Here is a 19,941-nt window from a genome sequence, read left to right as displayed (position 1 = left end):
GGCGCCGGAGTGGCGACCCAACTAGCCACTGATACGTCGCGGGCAGAGAAATATCGGTATGGGCCTTATTCCAGACAGTCAGCCTTCGCTGACAGTGTTTGTGGTCACCGCACGACGCTGGCGGGTCACCGCACGACGTCGTCTACACCGAGTTCGTCCATAGCGCGAACGACGACGTACGCCTCGACGAGGTCACGCCGTTCGACCATCGGGTCGTCCGCGTTGGCGATGACGTCGGTCGCGTCGTCGAGCAGTCGCCGTTCCTGTTCGGTCTGGTCGGGGACCTCGCGGACGCGGTTCAACAACGCCTCGAAGTCCTCACGAATGCTGAAATCCGCACGAGCGACGTTGCAGCGGGACAGCGGATGCATGTCGAGGTCGAGCACTAACTCCGAAACGAGCTCCCAGTCGCTCTCGCAGAACTGAATCGTCACGTCGCCGACGATGTCGCGCCACGCGATTGGGTCGGCGTTTCGCATGAGTGTCACTGCGCGTGGAGGGACGGCAATCCGTGCGACGGTCTTCGGGTCGTCGCAGAGACAGCACGGTTGGTCCGTCCTGCCGGTGTACATGCGCGGTGTTAGGAGTGTGTGAAAATGTACTTTTGGGGCCTCACGACCGGTATCGCGACTCCTCCGCGGGAGTCCGAGACGGTCGGTGAGCGGCGGTCCGAGAGGGCCGAAGAGACTGACACGTCACGGGCGAGAAGGCACAGATTCGACGCCCGAGGCAGAGGGCGTCCAATCTACATTGGCAGCGGGAGGCGCGACCAACCGAAAAACTGGCACTGAATCACACTTGGGGCAGGCGTTCTATGGCTGTCACAGCGGCCACGCCATCTCATAAATTGTTAACCAGCCATAAAAGTCTTCTCGAAGTAGCCATACGTTAGAATATATTGTCCTATATACTAGCGTGTGAACACTTATCTGTGAGTATATTTTGGGTATGTCAAGATAGTTTCCTGCCATCTGATTGGACGCGTGGGACGTGAATCGCCATCTGGAGGCCAGTCGCGTCTCTGGGCGGTGATTCGGGGAGTGTGTCGAGTGGGTGTCTCGCCGCCGCCGCGAGGATAAGGGCGTCGAGGATGTCGTCGCGGGCGACGTCCCGTCGGAGCGTCTCTGCGAGCGTCTCGTGGTAGACCGACGCGACATCGTCGTCGGGGAACGCAGTTCGAAGGACGTCGAGGCGTCGCTGGCGTCCCTCGGGCGTCGACTTCGACTCAGTGAGCGGTTCACCGGCGAATGCGGCGAACGCGAGTTCAGGGTGCGCCTCACGGACTTGACGACGAGCGAGAGAGTCAGACTGAAGAACCGAGTCGACGGCCCGAATCTTCGGAACCAGATTCCACGCCTGAATCGAGAGACCAAACCCGGTCGAATCACGGTTTCGTTCACTCGCACACTCGTGTGACGGTGCATCGAGGACGCTTCTGACAGGTGCAAAAAAGACGGTCGAGGCGCGCGCGCCCAGTCGCCTGCGAGCCTCGTAGTCACATTGCCGTCGGTCGTCTGTGGGGAGTCCGATGGGGATGTCCACTACCACGACGTCGGCAGTACGCGCGCGCTCCCAGACGGATTCGAAGTCAGGTTCGATGCGAACGGAGAGACCGTCGGCTGAACGGACTGCACAGACCCATCCCGCGCGGCATCCATCGACACCGACGACAGTACGTGAACCTGCCACGGCCCGCCGTTACGGGCCGGTCAGGAAAGAGTTAATCTGTCTCTGAGTCGGCGACAACTGGGTTCGTTACGCGAAGACAGTGGTTCGCAAGTCCCTCGACTGCGGTGTCGAACGATTTGTCGAGAGACACGAGGATCGTTATCTCGTTTGCAACGGGAATACGCACCACGACGGCATTTTCGAGGCCGATTGCGATGTACTCCGGTCCACCAGTTGGTAACTCGTTTAGTGGCTCATCGAGCATTTCTTCGTTGACGAGTGTCGAGACGACCGTCTTCACGGTCTCTTCGTCGTACTCATTGCGGAGCGGTGCCGACGAGAAGTGGACCCACGCCCGGTCCGATTCGCACCAGGTGACGGCACGGAGTGTGTCGCCGTGAATCGATTCGAGTTCTTCGATTAACTCTGGTGAGGGGAACCCGTCGGAGTCGACGACTTCAATCTCGACTTGTTGGTCCAACGCCACTCGGTCGTATGCGAGTTCACCGAGGTCGGTTAGTCCGTATAGTCGCCCTTTCTGTTGCGATTCGGGAACAAGTAGTTCGACGATACCCTGGTCCCGCAACTCGGAGAGTGCCCGAGATACGTGTGGCTGTGCGAGGTCGGTCTCCACTGCGATACGGGAAGGGAGACCAGACCCATGTTCGGAAAGATACTCACACACTGTGAGTCGGTATCGAGAACTTGCGATGTAGCCTGCGGAGTCCCATGTCTCAGTCATGGCTCACAGTCTCTGTTGTTTTTTATCATTACTGACACGTCCCAATTGTATATCACAGTGAGGCCGGGTATATCTTTCGTGCGTGGGTGAACACTACCAGTTGCATACCAGTTCTCTATTTTTTTCTGAAAAGAAGGCAACTGCGGGTAGGTCAAACAACTAGTCACGGAAATAGCATCAGCAAAACGTCATGTATAATATATCACAAATCGGTTGTTTCGGTGTTACCGGGTACGCTATCGGCCACCCGGTTACATGATTGTCAGTAAACATATATGTCGGTTCCAGTCCGTACCAGTTGTCGTAATGTTAGTACCATTCGCGGATACGGCCCAGCACACAACCATCGCAGAAACGGAGGGGTCGGCATGAGCGTCGCACTCCAGTTTAGTGCTCCCGGAGCAGACCTCGCGTTCCTTGTCGCCCGCGTGCTCTTCGGCGCATTCATCGCGTTCATGGGCCTCAACCACTTCATGAACGTCGACCAGATGTCGGGATACGCCGAGATGAAGGGCCTGCCAGCACCCCGTCTCGGTGTCGTCTTCTCCGGTGGGATGCTCGTCTTCGGTGGGGTCGGTATCGCAGCGGGCGTATTCCCGGCGCTCGCCGCGGGCGCAGTCGCGCTGTTCTTGCTCGTCAGCACGCCGCTGTTTCACGACTTCTGGGCCGTCCCAGAAGACCAACAGCAGTCAGAGATGACGAACTTCCTCAAGAACGTCGTCATGTTCGGCGGGTCGCTCGTCTTCCTCGCGTTGAGCACCGTCTCTTGGTCGTACGCCGTTGGTGTAGGGCTGTTCTGACGACGTGACGCGCCCCTGAGACGGCACACACCATAGATTCATTCCGCGCACTCCCCTTTCCACTGCATGACCACTCACTCGTTCGAGCAGTTCCAAACGGCTCACTCTCCGGAGGCACACTGATGGACGGCGAACCGACCGCGTTCGGTTCTGCGTACAGATTACTCTCCGGGGCGGTCGTCCCGCGGCCGATTGCCTGGGTGAGTTCTCGTGGCGACCACGGAGACAACCTCGCGCCGTACAGTTTCTTCACCGTCGCCAGTATCGACCCGCCAGTCCTCGTCTTCGCGCCCGTCGGGCACGGTTCGTCACTGAAAGACACCCCACGGAACGCCATCGAGCACGGCGAGTTCGTCGTCAACGTCGTCACGAGCGACCTCGTCGAGGCGATGAATCAGACTGCCGCCACAGTTCCCGCCGGTGTCGACGAGTTCGACCACGTCGGTATCGAGAAAGTCGAAGCCGAACGCGTCGATGCGCCGCGCGTCGCCGAGGCCAAAGTCTCCTTCGAGTGTACCCTCTACGACAGCATGGAGGTCGGGTCGTCTACGCTCGTCCTCGGCGAAGTCGTCTATGCACACGTCGCCGACGACGTGCTCACCGACGGAAAACTCGACACGACGAAGCTCGACGCGATCGGTCGACTCGCCGGGAGCGAGTACACGCGGACCGACGACCGTTTCGAACTGATTCGTCCGGAGTAGCGCGAAGCTTTATTTCGGGGTGTTTTGTCTGTCAGCGTAATGAGCGACGTGTCGTTGTCGAGCGTACTCTCGTTTCTCGATGCTGACGATGTGGCGACGGTCGTCCGACGAGTCCACGCTGAACGCGAGGAGCGAACGAAACGAAGTGAACGAGACGGACGGACGTATCTCTTCGTCGCACCACCCGGAGAGAGCAAGCCGACTGACGTCACGTGGGTCGACGCCGCGGCCGAGTTCGACGAACGGTCAGTCGAAGTGTTCGCCGAGCGCTGTGAGTCTCAAGGCCTCTCAGGCACGCTTCTGACGACCGGTGACGAAGCGGACGCAACTGAGACACTGGCCTTCGCGTTCGCCACCGAAGACCAACTCGAAGAACCAGAGACCGACGAAGACGAACCTCACCTGCTCGTCGCCCCTGACGAGGTCGACGTGCCGATAACGCTGGAGACGTTGGACGACCTGGTCGAAGCAATCGAATCGGTCGGTCTCGCGTCGGCCGTCATCGACGAGTACCACGAACCACACCAACCGGAGTTCGAAGAAGTACTGAACGAAATCGACGCCGAAGAAGCGGCCACCGAACGCGACGAGGCCGACGACACAGGTTCGGGGATGGGCCTCGTCACCGTGCTCGTCGCTCTCGTCGTCCTCGCTGTCGTTGGCGGACTGTTGTTCGGGCTCGTCTGAACCCCTCGTCCGGCCCTCTCGTCCCGTCTACGCCGACTGCTGTTCTGTTCGTTCTGCGCGTCCGACCCGGTCTGCCGACGTCGCGAGCCGTTCGATTCGCCGAAGCGCTGCGGCACAGACGACGGCATAGGGGCTGGCGGCGACCGGAATCTCGAACGCGACCGCACACCGGTCGACGCCGGCGGCAGTGACTCGGTGGCCGGTCGCTGGAACGCCGGCAACACGCCACGTCCACCGGTGGTCGGCGCACGTTTCGATGGTAAACGGTACCCAGACGCCAGCGACTCGCACGTCGCCTTGACTGCCAGCCTCGATTCGACCATCGACACCGCGAACTGCCGAGACGCTCGGCCCCCACTCGGGCCAGTCGTCGACGGAGACCAGCACGTCCCAGACGACTGCTGGAGGCGCAGAAACGACGCGAGAGACGACGAGACGCGCTCCATCGGGGGTTCGTTCGAACCGAGTCCGTGTTCCTCGCCGGCCGAGTTTCATGACCCTAGTATGCTAATAAGTCGTAATATAATATCGGCGAAACGCTTATCTTCGAATCGTGGTAGGAAGTAGCAAGGCAAACACGATGAACGCAGACAACCGACCGAAACCGACGATGCGAGACATCAGCCACACACCACCGACAGGTGAGAGCGTCACGAACGTCTGGGAACGCGGCAACGAGTTAGACAGCGACGAAGAATAACCACCTCGAGCACAACCATCACCGCTACTGTTTGGAGTCAGTAGCGCTCCTACCACTGTACAACCAACCGTCTCCGGCACCCTTGCGCCGGAGGCACCACCCGTTTTTGTGGATTCGAACGTTCGACACCTATCGGGACGTTTAACCCCCAGTCTGACGGCCTTTCGAACATGAAGGCCACCGCCAAGGCCCACCCAATTCAGGGCCTCGTGAAGTATCACGGGATGCGAGACACGGAGCGCAGGATGCCGTACCACGACAGCATCAGCGTCTGTACTGCACCGAGTCACACGAAGACGACGGTCGAATTCCTCCCGGACGCCGACGAGGACGTCTACGTCATCGGTGGCGAGGAAGTCGACGGGCGCGGTGCAGAGCGCATCCAGTCTGTTGTCGACCGAGTGCGTGAGCTCGCTGGCTTCGACCACCGCGTTCGACTGGAGAGTGAGAACTCCTTCCCCTCGAACATCGGATTCGGGTCGTCGGCATCTGGGTTCGCCGCCGCGGCGACGGCACTCTCCGAGGCGGCCGGCCTCGACCTGACACACCCCGAAATCTCGACTATCGCCCGTCTCGGGTCGGCCTCCGCCGCTCGCGCCGTCACGGGTGCCGTCTCGATTCTCTACTCGGGGATGAACAACACCGACTGCCGGTCGGAGCGCATCGAGACCGACCTCGAAGACGACCTGCGCATCGTCGCCGCCCACGTTCCCGCGTACAAGGAGACCGAACAGGCACACGCCGAGGCCGAAGACAGCCACATGTTCCAAGCGCGGATGGCTCACATCCACGCCCAAATCGACGACATGCGTGATGCGCTGTACGACGCCGACTTCGACGCCGCCTTCGAACTCGCCGAACACGACTCGCTGTCGCTCGCGGCGACCACGATGACTGGTCCCGCCGGGTGGGTCTACTGGCAACCGCGCACGATTGCCGTGTTCAACGCCGTCCGCCAACTCCGCAAAGAAGAGGACATCCCGGTCTACTTCTCGACTGACACGGGCGCCAGCGTCTACGTCAACACGACGGCCGAATACGTCGACCGTGTCGAGGAAGTCGTCGCCGACTGTGACGTCGAGACCGACGTCTGGACGGTCGGCGGTCCCGCCGAGGTTCTCGACGACTCCGAAGCGCTGTTCTAACTGCGACCGACGAGCGCCGGTACTGACGGGCTGACGCCGTCACACCTTCCGACGCCGTCACCCTCTTTTCTCTCGCGCCCGACATGAGAGACATGCGTGTCCTGGTACTCGGTGCCGGGTACGCGGGCCTCACACTCGCCCGTGAACTCGAACGCCGACTCCCCGCCGACGCCGATTTGACCGTGGTGAACGACTCCCAGTATCACCTCGTCCAACACGAAGTCCACCGGGCGATTCGGCGTCCGTCCATCGCCGACCCGATTCAAGTGCCACTGGACGAGGCACTGACTCGTGCCGAGGTGGTCGTCGACCGCGTGACGAACGTAGACACCGAGTCTCGACGCGTTCACCTCGCCGAGGGAGAGTCCCTCGCGTACGACTACTGCGCCATCTGTCTCGGTGCAGAGACCAACTACTACGGCATCCCCGGCCTCGAAGCGCACGCACTCCCGCTCAAGCGCCTCGAACACGCCGAGACAATCCGCGCGAAGTTCTTCGACGACTGCGACGATGGCGGTACAGTCGTCGTTGGCGGTGCTGGCCTCTCGGGCATCCAGGTTGCCGGCGAACTCGCGGCGCTCCGCGACGAGGAAGGTGCCCACACGGATATCGTCCTCGTCGAACAGTTAGATACCGTCGCGCCGGCGTTCTCCGAGGAGTTCCAGCGAGCAGTCCGAGACGAGTTACTGGACCGAGGCATCGAGCTTCGGACCGAGACGACAGTCCAGTCTGTCACGGCCTCGACCGTCGAGACCGACACTGGCGACATCGACTACGACATGCTCGTCTGGACCGGCGGGATAACCGGTGACGAGGCCATGGGGGATGAACGTCCCACAGTCAGAGCCGACCTCCGACTCGACGACAGAACGTTCGTCGTCGGCGATGCCGCGCGAGCCATCGATGCCGATGGAGAACCCGTCCCCGCAAGTGGGTCTGCGGCGCTCCGTGAAGCGAAGGTCGTCGCCCGGAACATCGCAAAGCAAGTTGGCTACGAACAGTACGGCGACCCTGACGACTTCCCACCGCGTCCGAAACCGTATCGGTTCGAGGTTCCGGGGTGGATTGTGTCGGTCGGCGACGGAGCAGTCGCACAGGTCGGACCGAGCATCTTCCGTGGAAGCGCCGCGAAGGCGATGAAAGCGACTGTCGGTGCGGGCCACCTCACGTCGGTCGGCGCGGTCTCACGGGCGGTGACGCTCGTCGAAGAAGAGATGAACGCCTGAGCGCGCCACCGCGCAGCACGTCGTTTTTCACGGTGGCAACGACACCGGTTCGAACTCTCGGAGACCGAAGTACGTCACGAGGACAGCGCCGAGAGCCACGACGAGAAGAACGAGTTGTACCGCACTCCCGACGACCGGAACTGCGCCGATAAGTTCGAACGTGACCGCAACCACGACGACACCGACTGCTGACGCACGGTCCGGGCGGTCGATAGGTATGCGTTGGCCGACGAGATAGCCGAAGACGAGGTAGCCGTAGGCCACCGTCAGTGCGCCGACGCCGACGCCGAGGATACTCACCGGGATGAGGATAATCGTCATCGCCATGAACACGACGAGCGCGAGCGACGTGGCGGTGACCAAGAGGCCGACGACACCGCTCACGACGGGGTGGGACGTGACCGCTCGCCCGACCGTGGCGAAGGCGAACTCGAATCGCCGAACGAGAAGCGCCGCCGCGAGTGCGAGTGCGAGCGTCTGTATCGCTGCGAACGCTGGTCCCCTCCCGGATGTCGGCGAGTTCGCTGCCAGCGTCTCGGCAGTCGTCAACGATTCGAGTTCCGCGCCGTCGGCGACGGCAAGCGACCCGGCGATGTACTGCGTGGGACCGGTGACGACGGCCGACGACGCGAACGACAGATTCCCGCTCAACTGAGTCACGTCGCCGTCTATCGTCCCCGCCACGTCGGCAGTACCCCCGATGACGTACACTGACCCCGACACCGAGGTGTCGTTCGGTATCGTCACCGCCCCGCCACCGACGACGTACACGTCGGGAATCTCGGAGACAGTGTGGGTTCCGTCGGTGACGATTTCCATCGATTCGACCGTGCCACCTTGGACCCCGACGAGGAGGAACACCACGACGAGGAGTGGAATCAGTTCAATTGGGTTCGCCATGGCGTCCCTCCCAGAGTGTGTGCATTCGTCCGACGTACACGCCGACCGTGAGGCCGACGAACAGCAGTAGTGCGAGCGCGTTCACGAGATTCAGGTGGTCGAGGAGCGTCACCGACGTGCTCTGAAAGTACAACGCGAGTGCAGTGCTCAGAAACGTCGAGAGGAACCCAGCGAGACCGATACCGATTGCCGAGTGCGTGCCAATCGTCTCCGGTGTCGAGAGGTCGGGCCAGAGCGCGAAGTTGAGTGTCGTGTAGAAACTGACCGCGAGCGCGTAGAACACCGGGTTCAACGGTGAACTCGGTCCGGTCGAGAGCGACGGGAACCACATCGCGATGCGGATGTCGAACGTGTACAGCAGGTGGGTAAAGGAGAACAACCCGAACGTCGCGAGAAAGAGGACTCGCCGGTCGAACGTCGTGTACAGAACGCCAGCCATCACCGCGCCGACGACGTGGACGACGGCCAAGGTCAGGTGAACCGAGAACTCGGGCGACTGCCACGACGCGAGTACCAACGAGGGCGTGTCGAGGATTCGAAGGAATCCGAGGCTGTCGATGAAGAACACACCGAACATCAACACCAGTGGCACGAGAAACGCCGCCTCTCGCATCGAAACGCGGCCGGACTGGCAGAATCTCCCCACTCCGAACCGTTCGTGTTGGTGTGCGAGTCGGTCGAGGAACCGCGGTGGCCTGAACACGAGAACACCGAGGAGGACGACACCGGGCACCATCGCAGCGACGACGACCTGACTAAACGACTCGATGCTCCATTCGAGTGGATAGACGTTGGCCAAGAAGTACGTCAGGGCTGTCGCCGCCGCTGCAACCGCACCACGGTCACGCACCGCAACGAAGTCAATCGTCAACGCGAACGTCGCCGGAAATCCAACGCCCATCGAAATCGAGGCGAGGATAATCCACGCGCCGAACTGGGGAGCAGTTCGGACGAACGGTGCAACAGACGTGAGAAGCACCTGCGCGACGACGACGCCGAACAGAATTCTGAGTTTCGCGTGCAGGGACGACGACCAGCGCTGCCGGTCCATCGTGACACCGAAGACGACCGCGGTGGCGAGCGTCACGAGCGCGAGCGTCGCCATCCACCACGAAACTGCCGTCTCTGACAAGCCAACGAGTCGCGTCCCGAGGTCCAACAGGCCGAGTTGGACGAACGTGACGTTGTAGTAGTAGCCGCCGGTGAGAAGTGCGACGAAGAACGCGTACCCAAAGACGGCGTGCCAGTCACCTCGTCGGACGGCGGTTACGATACTCATCGAGTCGCCGTTCGGTCGCTCAACTGATAAATTGTGACTCAGCGTTCCCCCGGCCACGTTATCTCCGGGGCGCTCCCCCCGGCGTTACGTGGTCCCCTGCCCCTGTTCTCGTCGCTGAATCTCGACTGCGACTTCGTTCGTCCGGAAGAACGGCAGCGTCGACGGCGGGTCGTACTGCATGAGGAACGGGACGCCAGCGGTGGTGACGCCGTTGTCTGCGAGCGTCTCCAGCAACGAATCGATTTCTCGCCGGGTTCTGTCTCCAGTTGCGTACCACGAGAACTGGCGGACGGCGAGCGTTCGTGCGGAGTGTTCGACGAGTTCGACGTCAGGGTTGGTCGGTCGCGGCGCGCTGTCGTAGTCGTACGCCTCGGGGAGGTAGAACGCCATCTGCACGCCACGCTCGGTCGTGTCGGTGGCCACTGGGGCGGTCATCGGAATCTTCTCACCAGTCTTGGTCGCCACCGGGGCCGTCATCGAAACTTCTTCGCGACGCTGATTTGCGCCCGAGATGTAGCCAAAGAGTCGCTGAAACGCCACGCCGGTGTTCTTGGCAGTCGTCTCGACGGTCACTGTCGTCGGATACTGTCGAATCTCGACGCCGTCTATCGTCTCGATGACCGTGTAGGGAACCGTCTCGGTGTCGGTGGAACGGGACGCCCGGGAGAGCGCTGTGGCAGTCAGGGCGATGCCGAGACCCACGAGGAGAACCTTTGTGCGGCGTTTCATGGACAGGATACGTCAGCGAACGGTAAGACAGGTTCGGCAAAACGGACGAAAAAGGTGGCTCGTGAGTCAGTGAAGACCGCTGGTTCAAACCGGACGGTCAACCGCGGCGTCGCCCACGGACAGCGAACAGACCCATCACGCCGAGAACTGCGAGGACTGGGGCCGCCCCAACCGGCATCTCTGTGGAGGACGTGGTCGTCCCAGTTGACTGGTCCTCGCCCGACTCCGTGGTCTCGAACGCGACCGAAACTCCGTCGAGCTGTTCGCTCGTGTTCCACGCCACCTCACTCGGTGACCTCACGTTCGGACTCGGAGATGCGGACGCGAGTTCGTACCCTTCTGGGGCGCGAACGACGAACGGTCGGTCTGGATTGAACCCGGTATCGAAGGGTTCGGCGAGGACGATTCGTCCATCGCGGTGTGTCGCAACGTTCGTCCACGTCACAGACAGTTCGACGACGCCTGTCGACCCCAGTTCGGAGAACTGTGCGGTCTGGTCGCGGATGGCCATCTCTCGGCCAGTCTCGTTCGATGCGCGTGCAGCGAGGGGTTTCAGTCGTGTCGCGTACGACGTGGCAAACTCCGAGGCGTTCGCTTCGAGACGCTCGAACCCAGCTCGTTCTTCTTCCGCCGTCAGGTCGTAGGTGAGACGGAGCGTCACGCGAGCAGACCCGTTGGGTGAGAGTGCAACGACGAACGCTGACGTGTCGTTGCTCACCACCGTCGACGACAGGCCAGTCCTCGAGTCAACCGCGTCGTGCTGACCAGTCCCAGTAGAACTCGACAGGGCAGTTACCGACCCGGTCAACGCGGTGGCAACGACCAATCCTGCGACGAGGAGGCAGATAGTCCGAGTTCGACCGTCGGGTGACATCACTCGTCACCACCCCGTCGACCTCGTGTGAAGAGCGCGCTTTGGCTACTCACTGTCAGGTGTGTCCGTTTCTTCCTCATCTGGTTCGTCCGTCTCAACTTCGTCGTCGTCTTCCTCTTCTTCTTCCTCTTCTTCCTCTTCTTCCTTCTCGTCGTCTTCTTCCTCTTCTTCCTCTACTTCGTCGTCGTCTTTCTCGTCATCTTTCTCTTCTTCCTCTTCTTCCTTCTCGTCGTCTTCTTCCTCTACTTCGTCGTCGTCTTTCTCGTCATCTTCTTCCTCTTCTTCCTCTTCTATTTCGTCCTCTTCGTCGTCCTCGTCAGGCGATTCGATCTCGGATTCGAGGCGGAAGACCGTTCCAGACGACCCATCGACGCGGACCTCTGCATCGCCAGTGGAGTTCGTCCCGGTGAGTTCGAACTCGAACTCGTAGTAGCCCGAGTCGGTGTGTTTGTCACTCTCGATGAGGGACCACGACCCGGTCGGAGGCGTCCCGAGTTCGTCGCGTGCCGTGTCGAGCGCGGCCGATTGGTCGACCGTGAAGTTGTGGTCGTCGTCACGGTCACGTTCGATTTCACGCGACTGTTCGCCGTCCTCGCTTTCGACTTCGATGGAGAGTCCGTTCTCCGATTCGATTTCTATTTCACCCTCGCTGAGGCCGGTGAAACGCAAGAGCAGGGCTCTCGCACCGGTGCCCGTGACAGATTCGAGTGAGTTGTTAATCGTCTCGAGTTCGGATTCGTTGAATCCAGCCGTCTGCAGACTCGTGTTCGAGACGTTGTCCGAACGTGCGTCGAGGCGAGCGATGCTGGAGGTGAGCTGTTCACTGCGGGCGTTCAGCGTCGCGATGCGTTGGGCGTACGCAGACCGGCTTATCTCGCCAGATTCGTACGCCTCGGTGACTTCTTCGTACTCCTCACGAATCTCCTCGGCGCGCTCTGCGAGCTCCTCCGCTCGTTCGCTGATGGCCTCGGCCTGTTCGTCGTCATCGCTCGCTTCGAATCGAACTTCGAAGGCACTCTCTTCGACTTCCGTTCGGACTTCACTGTCCGTCTGTGAGACGATTGTGGAGAGTTGCTGACCGACGGTCACCGTGACCGTTCCGTTCGACGAATTCGAGTCGTTCGACGAGCCGGATGACGTGGTGTTCGCCGTCGTGTTGTTCGCTGCGAACCAGCCGGCGCCCGAGTCGAGCGCAGTGGGTTCGACGGTCTCGTCAGGAGGTGCGGTCGTCGCCACGGCTGACGGTGCAACAACACCGGCAACCAGGGCACCGACGAGCAGTACTGTGAGTATTTTCCGGAGCATCGTTGCTCGGCAATCACGGTGGAACCCCCATAAACCGGGAGAACGGTGGCGGTGTTTCTCGGTGTTTCCCGAGTCGTCCCAGACCGTTTCAAACCGTTTCAAACCGTTGTATCCGCTGAATTTCACGGATTCGAGTGTTCTCCGTGACACTCACCACTGCTGGACTGACAGCAACAGAGTGCCTCTCAAAACCGAGAAACGGTCCACGTCATTTATCTAGGTATCGCCGGTACCCGAACTCAGCGAGATGGCTCGGTCGTACGCGCAGTTCGTGGTTGCCCTCGTTGTCGTCCTGAGTCTCATCGGTGGAGTCGTATTCACCGACGGTGCCCGCGCACAGACGCAACCTGACGTCGATACGACTGTCCTCCGCATCGAACTCCACGAAAACTCGACGGCGACGTGGGAGTTACAGATTTGGACTCGATTGCGGACGCCCACAGACGAGACCGAATATCGTTCGTTTCAACAGCGGTTCGAAAACGACACGGGCGCGTATCTCGACCCCTTTTCGGAACGAATCAACGGAACCGTCGGTGCAGCCAGTGAGGCCACCGGTCGGCAGATGACCGCGACAGGGTTCGAGGCGTCGACGAGTCTCCAGTCGCTCCCACGCCAGTGGGGCGTCGTCACGTACCGATTCCACTGGACCAACTTCGCCGCCGACACAGACGGACAACTCGTCGTGGGTGACGTCTTCGAGAGCGGCCTGTTCATCGCCGAAAACGACTCACTCGAAGTCGTTGCTCCTGCTGGCTACCACGTCGTTTCTGCGACACCAAGTCCAGTCGAGCGTGACGATGGCGTCCTGACGTGGGACGGCCCCGAATCGTTCGCCGACGGGGAACCACGAGTGGTCTTCGAACCGAAACCGCCCGAGGAAGCGAGTAATATGACGACGTCGACGCAGTCGAACGGCGATGGCGACGGGTCTCTCGCCGGGCCACTGGGCGCTGTATTTCTCGTTGGTCTCGTGGCGGCCGGTGTCTGGTGGCGACGGTCGAACAGCGATTCGAACGACTCCGCCCATTCCAACGATGACGCACAACTCGACAACGACACCGACGCAAATCGGTCAGGAGCGACCGACACAGGCGGTGTGCAAACCACAGTCACACCTGACGACAGCAGTCGACCACGCGACGAAGCCCATCGCGGTGCCGAGACGACACTCGGAACAAGTTCGATCGTGACCGACGAAGACCGTGTTCGAACCCTTCTCCAAGCATCAGGCGGTCGAGTTCGGCAAAAGGACGTGGTGACGGAACTCGACTGGTCGAAGTCGAAAGTGTCGCGGGTCCTCTCACGGATGGAAGACGACGGAACCATCGAGAAACTCCGGTTGGGGCGTGAGAACGTCATCGACCTCGTCGCCGAATCGGACGACGACGAGACTGACACCGAGATTTAGCCGCAGTTTTCCGAGTCGGGGAGTTCACACGAAGTGGCGAGTTTCGGCCGCTCACCACTATCCAGTAGTACACTCCCAAACTGCGTTTCGTTTCAATTCGTTCTCCGTTGTTCCGAGTGTGACAAACATTATTGGTCACGTTTGTGTTTATCAATCATGGACTTCAATCTCTCAGACGAACAGCGAGCCATCCGAGACGAGGTTCGCCGATTCGCCGAGAACGAGATCGCTCCCGTCGCGAGCGAGTACGACGTCGAAGAGAAGTACCCCTACGACATCGTCGAGAAAGCGGCCAAGATGGGTCTGACCGGGGCGCACTTCCCAGTCGAGTACGGTGGCGTCGGCTACTCGTCGCTGGAGAACGCGCTCGTCACCGAGGAACTGTTCGCAGTCGACCCCGGTATCGGCCTCTGTATCACGAGCGCCGGGTTCGGTGCGGAAGCCATCATCGCCTTCGGGACCGAAGAACAGAAAGAGGAGTACCTACCGCCCATCGTCGATGGTGAGTCCGTCATGGGTGCGGCCATCAGTGAACCACAGGCCGGGTCCGACGTGACCTCCGTGAAGACGCGCGCCGAGAAAGACGGTGACGAGTGGGTCCTCAACGGCAACAAGATGTGGATTACCAACGGGAGCGTCGGTGACTACTTCGTCGTCATGTGCCAGACCGACCCTGACGCCGACGACCGCTACTCCGGATTCTCCCAGATTATCGTCGAATCCGACCGAGACGGCTTCTCGGCCGACAAAATCACGGGGAAGATGGGTATCCGCGCCAGCGACACTGCCGAACTCATCCTCGACGACGTTCGCGTGCCCGAAGAGAACCTCGTCGGCACCCGCGGGATGGGCTTCCTCCAACTCATGCAGTTCTTCGACGAGACCCGGACGGCCGTCGCCGCACAGGGTGTCGGTATCGCCAAAGGTGCCTGCGAACAGGCACTCGCCTACGCGAAAGAGCGCGAGCAGTTCGGTCGCTCCATCAGTGACTTCCAGGCCATCCAGCACAAACTCGCCGAGATGCACACCAAGACCGAGGCGGCCCGCCAACTGACCTACAAGTCCGCGTGGAGCGTCGACAACGACGAAGGGCAGTTGACGGCACTCGCGTCGATGGCGAAGGAGTTCGCTTCGAACGTCGCGACCGACGTCGCCGACGAGGCTGTCCAGATTCACGGTGGCGCTGGATTCGTCAACGACCACGACGTCGAGCGTCTCTACCGCGACTCGAAGATTACGCAAATCTACGAGGGCACCACGGAGATTCAAAAGACCATCATCGCCCGCGAACTGCTCGGCAAGGGCTTCTAAGCCCCTCGCTCACCGTCGAGCAGAGACGCATCGTTAAGCCGTTTGAACGTCAATTTCTTCACATGAGTACCCGAGACGATTCCGAAGACGAGTTCACCTGTGACCTGTGTGACGACCACTTCGCCACGGAAGAAGAACTGAAAGACCACGTCTGGGAGTATCACGAGTTAGACGGCGACGTCTCCCCGTGACGAGTCTGTGGCCGCTTCGAAACGAGCAAGTGGCAGCATCGTAACGACTCTGTGTTCTCGCTTCGTACCGAGCCAACTCCAGGTTCGTAACGGACGCACAACACGTCAGGACGAACGTTTTATCCTCCACACACCTAGTTCGGGGGTGGCATCTTTCGACGCGATTCTGTTCGACCTCGACGGGACACTCATCCAGAACGACCAAGACAGCGAGACCATCTACACCGGAGCGTTCTCTGTTGCCGGTATCGACCGATTCGGAGAGCCATCGGACCTCTGGCAGGCACTCGATGGGCCACCGCACCCCACCGATCCGGAATCGTATCTCGCCGCGGGATTCGACCGCGTCGCTACTCAGTACGAACGGGCGGTCGACACACGCGCGTTGGCCCGTGGCTTCATCGAGACTGTCGACCACACGGCCGTCTCGTTTCGGCCGGGTGCTCGTGCGGCCCTCGACACCGCCCGCGACCACGGCCACGTCGGACTCGTGACGAACGGGCCCGAACGACGACAGTCGGTCAAACTCGACGCCCTCGACATCACCGACGCGTTCGACGTCATCGTCTACGCTGGCGACATGCCACGCCGCAAACCGCATCCGGATCCGTTCGACCGGGCACTCGGAACACTCGACGTCCCCCCAGCAGCGAGTCTCCACGTGGGCGACTCACTCGAATTCGACGTCGGCGGGGCGCACGGTGCCGGACTCGACGCGGCGTGGTGCCCGCGCGAACGAGACACCGTCGAGACTGGGTCGTACTCACCAGAGTTCGTCCTCTCGACGCTCCACGAGTTCGCCGACATCCTCGACCCGAGGTAGTACCCTTCGATGTGCCTTTGTCTGTCTCGGACCTATGGGAGTGCGATGGACCACGTTGCGGCCGTGCTGGCACGCGAGTTCCCAGACCGTCCGGTTGCGTCGGTGACGCCGGCACAGCGCGGGAATCACAAGCAAACAGCAATCGTCGACTTTAGCGACGGTGGTGCAGTCGTGGTCCAACTCTCGGCCGACGTCGACGCAGTTCGTCTCGAAACCGCCCTCGCACAGGCGGTCGGCGACCGAACGTCGATTCCGGTCCCACAGGTTCTGGCGACTGGGACTGTTGCCGACCGAGGATACGCGGTGGTCGAACGAGCGACCGGAGACGAACTTCACGAACGGTTCGTCCACCTCGACGAGGAGGAACAACAGTCTCTCGCTCGTACCTTCGGCCGCGGACTCGCTGAACTCCACGAAACATTCGCGTTCGATGGCTACGGGCCAGTAACCGCCGACACGCGTGGTGCTACCGTCGAGTTCCGGGTCGCTGAATCGACCGATTGGCAGGCGTGGTTCTCGGCGTACGCCCACAGTGGAATCGACGCCTTGCCACCTGCCTTCGACTCGATTCGAGACCAACTCATCGAGACCGTCGAAACTGCGTCACTGCCCGAGCGTCCGCCCGCCAGTCTGTATCCGTGGGACCTCAGACCCGGGAATGCGCTAGTCGGTGGAGACGGCGTCACTGCAGTCCTCGACTGGGGTGACCCCCTCGCTGCTGTGCCGGAGTTGGCTGTCGCAAAAGTCGAACACCTCGTCGCCGACTGGTACGTTTCTGATGGCACGCCACTTCGACGGGCGTTCCGCGATGGTTACGACGCAGTTCGGCCGTATCCGACTGTCGACCCCATCTACCGAGTCGCGGCCGTCCTCCGGTCGGCGGTCGATTCGACCGGTGAGGTGACGCGACCCGGCTATCCAGAGCAAACCGGAGCTCGTGCCGTGTCGTTTCACCGACAGCGACTCGAATCCCTGTTGTAGGCGTCGGTACGGCGGTTCTCGGGGGGTTGGACGGTCTCTAGGCGACGATATCGTGTCAACTCGAAGAATGTGTGACGACACGAACTACTAATTTGGAGTGCGTGGTAGAGGCAATCATGGTCCGAGAAGATGGTAAGCGAAATTTCGTCCTCGTGGAGGACGATGGCGAAGAGACCAGCGTCTTCAGTGGTAAGTACCCCCGACAGGCAGCGTTGAAGGCTGCTCGACGACTACACCCCGCCCCGAGTCGCGACGAAATCGATGGGCACGCGACGCTCAGACTCCGCGAGCGTGGAACCGACAAAGTTCACATCTACGAAGGCTGGGCGTGGACCGAAGAGAAAGGCGACGACGCCCCCGAGTGGATGGACGACTACGTCACCCGCTCGAACGTGTCGAAACAGGGCATCGAACACCTAGAGGAGTAACTGCGTCGCATCTGCGACTGCGACATTGAGCCAACCAATTTATCGGGTGGCTTCGGCGCAGTGTACGAGTCAGCGGCAGCGACTGCAAACGGTTAGAACGGCGCATCCTGGTCGGCGAGTTCGATGAGCCAGTTGTCTTTTCCACTGATGTTGTGACCTCCCAGATACCACTGGTCTTCGGCGTCGTCTACGATTGGTCTGGTGACCAGGTGTGTCTTGTTGGTCACTCGTGACAGTGGGAATGCGTGGTTGCTGAGGAAGTCAAATCGTTCGAGAATCGAGTCCGGGAGCGAATACCCACTCACGCGAATCACGTCGACGTGTCGGTGGTCGTCGACGACGGCGTCGAGCACAGCAACGAGCGCATCGGTATCTCGGTCGACGGCCGTCGATGGCAGGACGCTCATCAAGACAGTTACCGTGATTCCATTCGCCTGCCGTGTACACGCGACGAGACCGGTGACTGGACGGCCATCCCGTCGCGCCACGTACGAGACGGTGTCCCACGTGGGATTGCCGAACCGCCATCCAACGTATGCCCTGTCTTTGACGACGTGGACTCGCTCCGGGACGTTCTCCTCGTACAGGTCGACGAACAGGTCGACAGGAACGTCGTCGTATCGCTCGACGTCGATGCTCGGGTCACAATCTGCAAATCCGCGACGGATTCGACAGTGGCCTTTCGCGACGGTCGTCGCAATCCGAGATGCCACCGGCGTAATCGAATCCGGAACTGAGCCGTTGAGCAACGCGACCGGGTGCTGAAGACGGAAGCACGTTGGCATCGTCCCGACGTCCTCCCAACCGAGTTTCGTGAGCGCGGGAAGCGCCGGCGGGGTGGGGAAATTGAAGAAGAACTCTGCATCGCTCTCGCGGTAGTGGTCAATCGCGCTCGTCAACGTCCGACTGAACAGACCGTTCCGTCGATGTTCCGGGTGGACCATCGCGTTCGCCGGTTGGAGGGCGAGCGCCGCGGTGTCGCCTGCAGCGATTCGAAACGGTAAGAATGCGGTTGCACCGACGACAGTGTCTGCATCGTCGAGTGCGACGAATATCGGAATCTCGTCTAGATACGGACTGTTGTACCGCCAGTCGAAGAGTTCTGTCGTCGGTTCGCCGCCATACGTGAGTTCGTGGAGAGATAAGAAACCGTCCAGATTTTCTGCCGAGAATTGTTGGACGCGGTACCCATCAGTTCGTTGGTCCCGCTGATGAAGATGCCCCATCTCGTATGGATATTCCAAGACAGACTGTATTGTTATATATCGTCTATCCTGAGCAAGTCGAAGAATACTGGACAGACGAGCCATAAAACGGACGAGTAGTCAGTCCGGAAGAACCCCCGCACGGTCGCTCGTACTGACTCCCTAACTGGGTTGTAGGGATGTCGAAACCACTCCGTCGGTTCGTCGAAGAAGAGGTAGATGGGTGGCGTGGTCTGGACGGTCGTCTGCGCTTACCCACCCAGCGCCCCGGGACGATTCACGACAACAGGCTGTCCCAGTGTGGAACCCCTACGAAATTCGGGTTGGGTGAGACGGTTCTCGGAGGGAAGTTCGTACAGAACCCGACGTTTGCGAAGTTTGAAGGTTGCCTCTCGGTTGAGGATGGGAGCGACATTCCATCGACGTGGCCGAGGTCGAAAGAGTAGCCACGAAAAGACTCGGATTACTCGTACTCGTCGTCGACCGAGTCGTGGAGTTCCCGTGCCTCTTCGAACGTCGTGGTAATCCACTCTGCGTCCTCGTGGAGTTTGATTTGGACCATACCGTCCGGGATGTCCACGTCGACCGTTCGGGAGTGTTCTTCGACGAGGTGTTCAGCGTACTGTGTCAGTGCAGCATCCGCAGAGGGGGCGATTGCCTGCCACGAACAACCGGGATGCGAGCAGTGCTTCATGTGCTAATTTCGGCTTCATTGGACAGTATAAGAGCCTTCCCCTCCGCGTAACTGGCGCACTATTTTGATTTCTCTGTGACTGGTTGAAGGGGGACGTACTGCCGAGTTGCATCGTGATCAGTAAACAGCGTCGACACC

The 19,941-nt window shown here is 60.7% G+C and carries 23 protein-coding genes; 12 read left to right on the top strand and 11 right to left on the bottom strand.

Features of this window, described 5'->3' with window-relative positions; all coding sequences use genetic code 11:
* Nucleotides 1-125 precede the first annotated feature (125 nt).
* The 3 genes from GJR98_RS11020 to GJR98_RS11010 form a co-directional block, all read right to left on the bottom strand.
* Nucleotides 126-572: a hypothetical protein gene (locus GJR98_RS11020; RefSeq protein ID WP_151138398.1), complete on the bottom strand. Its 447-nt coding sequence runs from the start codon at nucleotides 570-572 to the stop codon at nucleotides 126-128.
* A gap of 379 nt (nucleotides 573-951) precedes the next feature.
* Nucleotides 952-1,689 carry a DUF429 domain-containing protein gene (locus GJR98_RS11015; RefSeq protein ID WP_151138396.1) on the bottom strand — a complete coding sequence of 246 codons (738 nt, stop codon included), beginning with the start codon at nucleotides 1,687-1,689 and terminating at the stop codon, nucleotides 952-954.
* Nucleotides 1,690-1,720: 31 nt separating this feature from the next.
* Nucleotides 1,721-2,410 (bottom strand): winged helix-turn-helix domain-containing protein, encoded by a 690-nt coding sequence (locus GJR98_RS11010; RefSeq protein ID WP_151138394.1) that lies wholly within the window; start codon nucleotides 2,408-2,410, stop codon nucleotides 1,721-1,723.
* A gap of 368 nt (nucleotides 2,411-2,778) precedes the next feature.
* Here GJR98_RS11010 and GJR98_RS11005 point away from each other — a divergent pair, with 368 nt between their 5' ends.
* The 3 genes from GJR98_RS11005 (at nucleotide 2,779) to GJR98_RS10995 (ending at nucleotide 4,601) form a co-directional block, all read left to right on the top strand.
* Nucleotides 2,779-3,210, top strand: coding sequence for a DoxX family protein (locus GJR98_RS11005; protein WP_151138392.1), 432 nt, complete (start codon nucleotides 2,779-2,781; stop codon nucleotides 3,208-3,210).
* Between the two features lie 122 nt (nucleotides 3,211-3,332).
* Entirely contained in the window at nucleotides 3,333-3,914 is a 582-nt protein-coding gene (locus GJR98_RS11000) for a flavin reductase family protein (RefSeq protein ID WP_151138390.1), read from the top strand.
* A gap of 39 nt (nucleotides 3,915-3,953) precedes the next feature.
* Nucleotides 3,954-4,601 (top strand): hypothetical protein, encoded by a 648-nt coding sequence (locus tag GJR98_RS10995; protein WP_151138388.1) that lies wholly within the window; start codon nucleotides 3,954-3,956, stop codon nucleotides 4,599-4,601.
* A 27-nt stretch (nucleotides 4,602-4,628) separates the two neighbouring features.
* Here GJR98_RS10995 and GJR98_RS10990 read toward each other — a convergent pair whose 3' ends face one another.
* Nucleotides 4,629-5,096 carry an SRPBCC family protein gene (locus GJR98_RS10990; RefSeq protein ID WP_151138386.1) on the bottom strand — a complete coding sequence of 156 codons (468 nt, stop codon included), beginning with the start codon at nucleotides 5,094-5,096 and terminating at the stop codon, nucleotides 4,629-4,631.
* 58 nt (nucleotides 5,097-5,154) lie between these two features.
* Between GJR98_RS10990 and GJR98_RS10985 the strand changes: the two genes are divergently transcribed.
* The 3 genes from GJR98_RS10985 to GJR98_RS10975 all read left to right on the top strand — a co-directional run bounded on the left by GJR98_RS10985 (nucleotide 5,155) and on the right by GJR98_RS10975 (nucleotide 7,672).
* Complete coding sequence (locus GJR98_RS10985; protein ID WP_154269733.1) at nucleotides 5,155-5,301, top strand: hypothetical protein; 147 nt, start codon at nucleotides 5,155-5,157, stop codon at nucleotides 5,299-5,301.
* A 170-nt stretch (nucleotides 5,302-5,471) separates the two neighbouring features.
* A complete protein-coding gene (gene mvaD / locus GJR98_RS10980) occupies nucleotides 5,472-6,446 on the top strand; it encodes a phosphomevalonate decarboxylase MvaD (RefSeq protein ID WP_151138384.1) in 975 nt (324 codons plus the stop codon).
* Between the two features lie 92 nt (nucleotides 6,447-6,538).
* On the top strand, nucleotides 6,539-7,672 hold the full coding sequence (locus tag GJR98_RS10975) for an NAD(P)/FAD-dependent oxidoreductase (protein WP_151138382.1): 1,134 nt from the start codon (nucleotides 6,539-6,541) through the stop codon (nucleotides 7,670-7,672).
* A gap of 27 nt (nucleotides 7,673-7,699) precedes the next feature.
* Here the strand turns inward: GJR98_RS10975 and GJR98_RS10970 are convergent, their stop codons facing one another.
* From GJR98_RS10970 to GJR98_RS10950, 5 genes are all read right to left on the bottom strand, one after another.
* Nucleotides 7,700-8,572: a polymer-forming cytoskeletal protein gene (locus GJR98_RS10970; RefSeq protein ID WP_151138380.1), complete on the bottom strand. Its 873-nt coding sequence runs from the start codon at nucleotides 8,570-8,572 to the stop codon at nucleotides 7,700-7,702.
* A complete protein-coding gene (locus GJR98_RS10965; RefSeq protein WP_151138378.1) occupies nucleotides 8,556-9,851 on the bottom strand; it encodes an MFS transporter in 1,296 nt (431 codons plus the stop codon). The genes GJR98_RS10970 and GJR98_RS10965 overlap by 17 nt, the downstream gene beginning before the upstream one ends.
* An 84-nt stretch (nucleotides 9,852-9,935) precedes the next feature.
* Nucleotides 9,936-10,580 (bottom strand): SOUL family heme-binding protein, encoded by a 645-nt coding sequence (locus tag GJR98_RS10960; protein ID WP_151138376.1) that lies wholly within the window; start codon nucleotides 10,578-10,580, stop codon nucleotides 9,936-9,938.
* A gap of 97 nt (nucleotides 10,581-10,677) precedes the next feature.
* On the bottom strand, nucleotides 10,678-11,454 hold the full coding sequence (locus GJR98_RS10955; RefSeq protein ID WP_151138374.1) for a DUF7345 domain-containing protein: 777 nt from the start codon (nucleotides 11,452-11,454) through the stop codon (nucleotides 10,678-10,680).
* Between the two features lie 45 nt (nucleotides 11,455-11,499).
* Nucleotides 11,500-12,759: a DUF7096 domain-containing protein gene (locus GJR98_RS10950; RefSeq protein ID WP_154269732.1), complete on the bottom strand. Its 1,260-nt coding sequence runs from the start codon at nucleotides 12,757-12,759 to the stop codon at nucleotides 11,500-11,502.
* Between the two features lie 247 nt (nucleotides 12,760-13,006).
* On the opposite strand from GJR98_RS10950, the gene GJR98_RS10945 reads away from it, so the two are divergent.
* The 6 genes from GJR98_RS10945 (at nucleotide 13,007) to GJR98_RS10925 (ending at nucleotide 17,904) form a co-directional block, all read left to right on the top strand.
* Nucleotides 13,007-14,170: a helix-turn-helix transcriptional regulator gene (locus GJR98_RS10945; protein ID WP_151138371.1), complete on the top strand. Its 1,164-nt coding sequence runs from the start codon at nucleotides 13,007-13,009 to the stop codon at nucleotides 14,168-14,170.
* 156 nt (nucleotides 14,171-14,326) lie between these two features.
* The gene (locus GJR98_RS10940) at nucleotides 14,327-15,481 is read left to right on the top strand and encodes an acyl-CoA dehydrogenase family protein (protein WP_151138369.1); all 1,155 of its coding nucleotides are present in this window, start codon (nucleotides 14,327-14,329) and stop codon (nucleotides 15,479-15,481) included.
* 62 nt (nucleotides 15,482-15,543) lie between these two features.
* A complete protein-coding gene (locus GJR98_RS17835; RefSeq protein ID WP_255518422.1) occupies nucleotides 15,544-15,672 on the top strand; it encodes a hypothetical protein in 129 nt (42 codons plus the stop codon).
* Nucleotides 15,673-15,817: 145 nt separating this feature from the next.
* Nucleotides 15,818-16,495, top strand: coding sequence for an HAD family hydrolase (locus GJR98_RS10935; RefSeq protein ID WP_151138366.1), 678 nt, complete (start codon nucleotides 15,818-15,820; stop codon nucleotides 16,493-16,495).
* 45 nt (nucleotides 16,496-16,540) lie between these two features.
* On the top strand, nucleotides 16,541-17,476 hold the full coding sequence (locus tag GJR98_RS10930) for a phosphotransferase family protein (protein WP_151138364.1): 936 nt from the start codon (nucleotides 16,541-16,543) through the stop codon (nucleotides 17,474-17,476).
* Nucleotides 17,477-17,592: 116 nt separating this feature from the next.
* On the top strand, nucleotides 17,593-17,904 hold the full coding sequence (locus tag GJR98_RS10925) for a non-histone chromosomal MC1 family protein (RefSeq protein ID WP_151138361.1): 312 nt from the start codon (nucleotides 17,593-17,595) through the stop codon (nucleotides 17,902-17,904).
* A 92-nt stretch (nucleotides 17,905-17,996) separates the two neighbouring features.
* On the opposite strand, the gene GJR98_RS10920 is transcribed toward GJR98_RS10925, so the two are convergent.
* Both GJR98_RS10920 and GJR98_RS10915 read right to left on the bottom strand, forming a co-directional pair.
* Nucleotides 17,997-19,130 carry a GNAT family N-acetyltransferase gene (locus GJR98_RS10920; RefSeq protein WP_191965451.1) on the bottom strand — a complete coding sequence of 378 codons (1,134 nt, stop codon included), beginning with the start codon at nucleotides 19,128-19,130 and terminating at the stop codon, nucleotides 17,997-17,999.
* Between the two features lie 442 nt (nucleotides 19,131-19,572).
* A complete protein-coding gene (locus tag GJR98_RS10915; protein ID WP_151138356.1) occupies nucleotides 19,573-19,803 on the bottom strand; it encodes a hypothetical protein in 231 nt (76 codons plus the stop codon).
* Nucleotides 19,804-19,941 lie beyond the last annotated feature (138 nt).

Origin of the sequence: Haloferax marinisediminis, from assembly GCF_009674585.1 — an archaeon.
In the GTDB taxonomy this organism is placed as follows: domain Archaea; phylum Halobacteriota; class Halobacteria; order Halobacteriales; family Haloferacaceae; genus Haloferax; species Haloferax marinisediminis.
This window is presented reverse-complemented; position numbering and strand designations above follow the sequence as displayed.

What these genes read in the sequence shown, in the direction of transcription:
- GJR98_RS10940 (WP_151138369.1), top strand. Translation starts at nt 14,327, where the DNA reads ATGGACTTCAATCTCTCAGACGAACAGCGAGCCATCCGAGACGAGGTT.
- GJR98_RS10950 (WP_154269732.1), bottom strand. Translation starts at nt 12,759, where the DNA reads ATGCTCCGGAAAATACTCACAGTACTGCTCGTCGGTGCCCTGGTTGCC.
- GJR98_RS10920 (WP_191965451.1), bottom strand. Translation starts at nt 19,130, where the DNA reads ATGGGGCATCTTCATCAGCGGGACCAACGAACTGATGGGTACCGCGTC.
- GJR98_RS17835 (WP_255518422.1), top strand. Translation starts at nt 15,544, where the DNA reads ATGAGTACCCGAGACGATTCCGAAGACGAGTTCACCTGTGACCTGTGT.
- GJR98_RS10955 (WP_151138374.1), bottom strand. Translation starts at nt 11,454, where the DNA reads ATGTCACCCGACGGTCGAACTCGGACTATCTGCCTCCTCGTCGCAGGA.
- GJR98_RS11010 (WP_151138394.1), bottom strand. Translation starts at nt 2,410, where the DNA reads ATGACTGAGACATGGGACTCCGCAGGCTACATCGCAAGTTCTCGATAC.
- GJR98_RS10915 (WP_151138356.1), bottom strand. Translation starts at nt 19,803, where the DNA reads ATGAAGCACTGCTCGCATCCCGGTTGTTCGTGGCAGGCAATCGCCCCC.
- GJR98_RS10990 (WP_151138386.1), bottom strand. Translation starts at nt 5,096, where the DNA reads ATGAAACTCGGCCGGCGAGGAACACGGACTCGGTTCGAACGAACCCCC.
- GJR98_RS11000 (WP_151138390.1), top strand. Translation starts at nt 3,333, where the DNA reads ATGGACGGCGAACCGACCGCGTTCGGTTCTGCGTACAGATTACTCTCC.
- GJR98_RS10975 (WP_151138382.1), top strand. Translation starts at nt 6,539, where the DNA reads ATGCGTGTCCTGGTACTCGGTGCCGGGTACGCGGGCCTCACACTCGCC.
- mvaD (WP_151138384.1), top strand. Translation starts at nt 5,472, where the DNA reads ATGAAGGCCACCGCCAAGGCCCACCCAATTCAGGGCCTCGTGAAGTAT.
- GJR98_RS10970 (WP_151138380.1), bottom strand. Translation starts at nt 8,572, where the DNA reads ATGGCGAACCCAATTGAACTGATTCCACTCCTCGTCGTGGTGTTCCTC.
- GJR98_RS11020 (WP_151138398.1), bottom strand. Translation starts at nt 572, where the DNA reads ATGTACACCGGCAGGACGGACCAACCGTGCTGTCTCTGCGACGACCCG.
- GJR98_RS11005 (WP_151138392.1), top strand. Translation starts at nt 2,779, where the DNA reads ATGAGCGTCGCACTCCAGTTTAGTGCTCCCGGAGCAGACCTCGCGTTC.
- GJR98_RS10930 (WP_151138364.1), top strand. Translation starts at nt 16,541, where the DNA reads ATGGACCACGTTGCGGCCGTGCTGGCACGCGAGTTCCCAGACCGTCCG.
- GJR98_RS10960 (WP_151138376.1), bottom strand. Translation starts at nt 10,580, where the DNA reads ATGAAACGCCGCACAAAGGTTCTCCTCGTGGGTCTCGGCATCGCCCTG.
- GJR98_RS10945 (WP_151138371.1), top strand. Translation starts at nt 13,007, where the DNA reads ATGGCTCGGTCGTACGCGCAGTTCGTGGTTGCCCTCGTTGTCGTCCTG.
- GJR98_RS10925 (WP_151138361.1), top strand. Translation starts at nt 17,593, where the DNA reads ATGGTCCGAGAAGATGGTAAGCGAAATTTCGTCCTCGTGGAGGACGAT.
- GJR98_RS10995 (WP_151138388.1), top strand. Translation starts at nt 3,954, where the DNA reads ATGAGCGACGTGTCGTTGTCGAGCGTACTCTCGTTTCTCGATGCTGAC.
- GJR98_RS10965 (WP_151138378.1), bottom strand. Translation starts at nt 9,851, where the DNA reads ATGAGTATCGTAACCGCCGTCCGACGAGGTGACTGGCACGCCGTCTTT.